Source organism: Xenorhabdus miraniensis (assembly GCF_002632615.1).
Genome location: NZ_NITZ01000052.1, coordinates 1 through 4633, shown reverse-complemented (window position 1 = coordinate 4633; position 4633 = coordinate 1). Strand labels below are relative to the sequence as shown.

The 4633-nt window shown below is 40.4% G+C and carries 4 protein-coding genes, 5 tRNA genes and 2 rRNA genes; 10 read left to right on the top strand and 1 reads right to left on the bottom strand.

Annotated elements, in window-relative coordinates; all coding sequences use genetic code 11:
- Positions 1–31 precede the first annotated feature (31 nt).
- The 5 genes from rrf (Xmir_RS21610) to birA all read left to right on the top strand — a co-directional run bounded on the left by rrf (Xmir_RS21610) (position 32) and on the right by birA (position 2583).
- A 5S ribosomal RNA gene (rrf, locus tag Xmir_RS21610) occupies positions 32–147 on the top strand.
- 50 nt (positions 148–197) lie between these two features.
- Positions 198–273: transfer RNA gene (locus Xmir_RS21605), tRNA-Thr, on the top strand.
- Between the two features lie 34 nt (positions 274–307).
- Positions 308–423: ribosomal RNA gene (rrf, locus tag Xmir_RS21600) — 5S ribosomal RNA — on the top strand.
- 160 nt (positions 424–583) lie between these two features.
- Complete coding sequence (murB, locus tag Xmir_RS21595) at positions 584–1624, top strand: UDP-N-acetylmuramate dehydrogenase (protein ID WP_099115402.1); 1041 nt, start codon at positions 584–586, stop codon at positions 1622–1624.
- On the top strand, positions 1621–2583 hold the full coding sequence (gene birA, locus Xmir_RS21590) for a bifunctional biotin--[acetyl-CoA-carboxylase] ligase/biotin operon repressor BirA (RefSeq protein ID WP_099115403.1): 963 nt from the start codon (positions 1621–1623) through the stop codon (positions 2581–2583). Before murB ends, birA begins: the two co-directional genes overlap by 4 nt.
- Before the next feature lie 34 nt (positions 2584–2617).
- Here birA and coaA read toward each other — a convergent pair whose 3' ends face one another.
- Positions 2618–3568, bottom strand: a complete 951-nt coding sequence (gene coaA, locus Xmir_RS21585) for a type I pantothenate kinase (RefSeq protein WP_099115404.1) — start codon at positions 3566–3568, stop codon at positions 2618–2620.
- A 427-nt stretch (positions 3569–3995) separates the two neighbouring features.
- Between coaA and Xmir_RS21575 the strand changes: the two genes are divergently transcribed.
- The 5 genes from Xmir_RS21575 to Xmir_RS21555 form a co-directional block, all read left to right on the top strand.
- Positions 3996–4071: transfer RNA gene (locus Xmir_RS21575), tRNA-Thr, on the top strand.
- 15 nt (positions 4072–4086) lie between these two features.
- Positions 4087–4171, top strand: a tRNA-Tyr gene (locus tag Xmir_RS21570).
- A 100-nt stretch (positions 4172–4271) separates the two neighbouring features.
- Positions 4272–4346 (top strand) — tRNA-Gly (locus tag Xmir_RS21565).
- Positions 4347–4352: 6 nt separating this feature from the next.
- Positions 4353–4428: transfer RNA gene (locus Xmir_RS21560), tRNA-Thr, on the top strand.
- Between the two features lie 105 nt (positions 4429–4533).
- Positions 4534–4633: GTP-binding protein (locus Xmir_RS21555; protein WP_234369306.1), on the top strand; the 100-nt coding region annotated here is incomplete at its 3' end.

The following is a 4633-nucleotide window of genomic DNA, read 5'->3' as shown; positions in this document are numbered from 1 at the left end:
GCAGCTTGTTCGGGATTGAATACAGGATTTGTCTGGCGGCAACAGCGCGGTGGTCCCACCTGACCCCATGCCGAACTCAGCAGTGAAACGCCGTAGCGCCGATGGTAGTGTGGGGCCTCCCCATGCGAGAGTAGGACACTGCCAGACATCAATTTATAAGTGTTGCCCATCTGGCAGCACTTTTTATTTCAGCATTTGCTGATATGGCTCAGTTGGTAGAGCACACCCTTGGTAAGGGTGAGGTCCCCAGTTCGAATCTGGGTATCAGCACCATGAATAATATGTTCGGCAAATAAAACAGAATTTGCTTGGCGGCAATAGCGCGGTGGTCCCACCTGACCCCATGCCGAACTCAGCAGTGAAACGCCGTAGCGCCGATGGTAGTGTGGGGTCTCCCCATGTGAGAGTAGGGAACTGCCAAGCTTTAATACCAAGTCAAAAGGCCACTCATTTGAGTGGCCTTTTGCATTTCTAACACTTTTGTATTTCCATCAACAGATAGGTATTAGAAAACGACCTACTTATCTTTCAAATGTAGAGTCTGATAGACTACGGCTCAAATTATCTATTGAGCTTGAAGTGAATGTCTGTCTGTCAATCTACCCAACTAAAAGCGTTTAATACATTTGGCGTTTCAGCCTATGCCGAGCATATCGATACAGCAACTTCTGTTGAATCACTTCTGTTCTTATGGCAAGAAGCGATGGGGAAAAATCATCCCATTTTACTGCTGGGAGGGGGAAGTAATGTCCTCTTCACCGAAAATTTTAAAGGTACTGTGATTCTGAATCGTATTCTTGGTATCGATATAAAAGAGTCAGAGACTGCATGGTATGTCCATGTTGGTGCAGGCGAAAATTGGCATAATCTGATTACTTATTTATTTAAGAAACAGATTTATGGTTTAGAAAATTTGGCATTAATTCCAGGAAATATAGGTTCTGCCCCTATTCAGAATATTGGAGCATATGGAGTTGAATTTAAACACGTCTGTGAGTATGTGGATGTTGTTGAATTGAAAACTGGTAACCCTATTCGTTTGATGGCAAATGAATGCGAATTTGCGTATAGAGACAGCATCTTCAAGCATAAATATAAAGATGATTATGCTATTACAGCAGTTGGCTTACGTTTGAATAAGGCATGGGAACCAGTATTAACTTATGGTGGTTTGGCACAGTTCTCACGAGAAGATGTGACTCCAGAGAAAATATTTAATGCTGTATGTGAAATGCGTCAGAGTAAATTACCGGATCCTGTGGTGATGGGTAATGCGGGAAGTTTCTTCAAGAATCCAATTGTACCGTCTGAATTGGCGCAAAAAATTAAATCTGAATATCCGGATTGTCCTCAATATCATCATAATGAATATAGTGTAAAGATTGCTGCAGGATGGCTTATCGATCAATGTCACTTGAAAGGTTATTCTATTGGTGATGCCGCTGTGCATACACAGCAAGCTCTTGTATTAATTAATACAGGAAATGCAAAGGGGCAGGACATAATTGCTCTGGCTGCACATGTGCGTAACAAAGTAGCAGAAAAATTTAATATTTTATTAGAGCCTGAAGTACGCTTCATTGGCAGTGAAGGTGAGATAGACTCAGTGGAATGTATTTCATGAAAGATATTAGTACTCCATTAAAATTAATTAAAGTATTGTCTGATGGTGAAGTTCACTCAGGACAGCAGCTTGGGCAAGAATTGGGAATGAGTCGAGCGGGGATTAATAAACATATCCAGACCATTCGCGAATGGGGTGTGGAAATTTTAACACTTCCGGGGAAAGGTTATCGTTTTCCTGCTCCAATGAACCTTCTTGATAAAAATGCTATTACAAATTATCACCCAAGTGACCGGATTGAAGTTATACCTGTTATTGATTCTACAAATCAATATTTGTTAGATAAGTTATCAGAGCTCGATTCTGGTGATGCCTGTGTTGCAGAATATCAATATGCTGGCCGGGGGCGTCGTGGTAGACAGTGGGTTTCTGCTTTTGGCAGAAATTTATATCTGTCTATGTATTGGCGCTTGGAACAAGGGCCTGCTGCTGCAATTGGTTTAAGCTTGGTTGTTGGAATTGTAATTGCAGAAGTTCTTAATCGTCAGGGAGCTGCTGAGAGAGTAAAAGTAAAATGGCCAAATGATTTATATTTGGACGATAAAAAACTTGCGGGAATACTAGTTGAATTGACGGGCAAAACCGGTGACGCTGCTCAGATCGTTATCGGAATAGGTATAAATATTTCGATGAGTAGTGAGCAACAGAAATCCATTAATCAACGGTGGATTAATTTACAGCAAGCAGGAATGACAGTTGAGCGGAATAAATTGATTGCTGAAATCATTGCTGAGCTTAAAAAAACACTAACTCAATTTGAAAACGAAGGATTATCACCTTTTATCCCTAGATGGCTTAAGTTAGATAACTTTATTAATCGTTCAGTGAAATTAATTATTGGTGAACAGGAAATTCATGGAATAGCCCGTGGAATTGATCAACAAGGAGCACTCTTACTTGATATTAATGGTGTTATTACACCTTACATTGGCGGTGAAATATCTTTGAGGGGCTGCTGAATGTTAAAGCCGGAAATATTTCCGGCTGTTTGCTTTATTTTCTCAATCTGACATTTTCAATTGTGTGATTGACACCTTTCGTCATAATCAAGCTAGCACGTTCCCTTGTCGGTAAAATATTTTGCTGTAAGTTCAACCCATTAATTTCCCGCCAAATACTGGATGCAACTTTTATCGCTTCTTCTGTCGTGAGCTTGGAATAATTGTGGAAATAAGAATCTGGATCGGCAAAAGCACCTTGTCTAAACTTGAGAAAACGGCTGACATACCATTGCTCAAGTAATTCTTCTGAAGCATCAACATAAATAGAAAAGTCAACAAAATCAGAGACAAATACATGGTGTGGCTCATGCGGATAATCCATGCCACTTTGTAATACATTCAAGCCTTCAAGGATCAAAATATCCGGTTTCTCTATGATAATTTGTTCGTTTGGAACAATGTCATAACTCAGATGAGAATATACTGGAGCCGTGACTTTTTCCGCGCCTGATTTGATATCTGAAACGAATTTGACTAAGTTGCGCATATCATAGGATTCAGGAAATCCTTTCTTTTTCATTAAGCCACGTTCATTCAATACATTATTAGAGTGCAAAAAGCCGTCTGTTGTTACTAGCTTAACACGGCGATGTTCAGGCCAGCGGCTTAGTAATGCTTGCAATAAGCGTGCAGTGGTACTTTTTCCCACAGCAACGCTGCCAGCAATACCAATAACGTACGGTATTTTTTGTTCATCTGTTCCTAAAAACTGTTCAAGAACAGCTTGCCGCCGTAAATTGGAGCTTATATAAAAATTGAGTAAGCGTGATAATGGAAGATAGATTTCAATCACTTCATCTATTGAAATTTCTTCATTAATACCTTTTAAAGCGGCGACTTCTTCTTCTGTTAATGTCAATGGCACTGAGTCACGCAATGTTGCCCAATGTTCACGATCAAATTGTAAATATGGGGTCGTTAAAAAAGATTCTTTATTATTCATAAGCCAACATTTGCCTGTCTATGCAGGTTGGACAGGTTGTTGAGAACAGCCGTATCCGACAAAAAATAAATCTCATCATATCGATTGCGTTATCACAGGCGTAGAATTTTTTATGATTTTAGTAAGTTTTTTGATGAGAAATACAAAAATGTAAAAAAAATGTTCCAGTTCAACAACTATTTTCGGTGGCCATTCTTCGTTTTTAAAAGAAAAAATCAAGGTGACGCGAAAAATTTGCAAGAAATGATCAGCAAATACATTTTGATATTCCTTCTCTATAAAACTTTTTTGTTTAATGTTTGTTCTAAGGTTATTGAAAAAAACATCAATATCATCAAGAATGCTTGTTTTGTGAGCGAAAGAACAAAAAAAGCAATTTTTTTGTTGCATCGAAAGCCAACACTACCTAGAATGCGCAGCACTTGATGCCGGCATAGCTCAGTTGGTAGAGCAACTGACTTGTAATCAGTAGGTCCCGAGTTCGACTCTTGGTGCCGGCACCATTAAAAATTTGGAAAGGTGGGGTTCCCGAGCGGCCAAAGGGAGCAGACTGTAAATCTGCCGTCACAGACTTCGAAGGTTCGAATCCTTCCCCCACCACCATTAACCAGTTTTTATCTTGAGTGTTCTGCTCGAGTTATACTCCAGACAAAATACTTGAGATACAATGTACAGCTGATTAAAGTCAGGTAGCCGAGTTCACGCGGGCATCGTATAATGGCTATTACCTCAGCCTTCCAAGCTGATGATGCGGGTTCGATTCCCGCTGCCCGCTCCAAGATGTGCTGATATAGCTCAGTTGGTAGAGCACACCCTTGGTAAGGGTGAGGTCGGCAGTTCGAATCTGCCTATCAGCACCACCTTTCCTGTTCTGCCTCCTGATTTTCTTCCTGTAAATATCTAACAAGCAATTGCTTGGTTGATGTGGTGAAACCACCGATTCCGTGTCTTAGAGGGACAACCTAATGTCTAAAGAAAAGTTTGAACGTTCAAAACCGCACGTTAACGTTGGTACTATCGGCCACGTTGACCACGGTAAAACTACCCTGACTGCTGCAATCACCA

Excerpts from the sequence above, each read along its gene's own strand:
- murB (WP_099115402.1), top strand. The coding sequence starts at position 584 with ATGTCTGTCTGTCAATCTACCCAACTAAAAGCGTTTAATACATTTGGC.
- birA (WP_099115403.1), top strand. The coding sequence starts at position 1,621 with ATGAAAGATATTAGTACTCCATTAAAATTAATTAAAGTATTGTCTGAT.
- coaA (WP_099115404.1), bottom strand. The coding sequence starts at position 3,568 with ATGAATAATAAAGAATCTTTTTTAACGACCCCATATTTACAATTTGAT.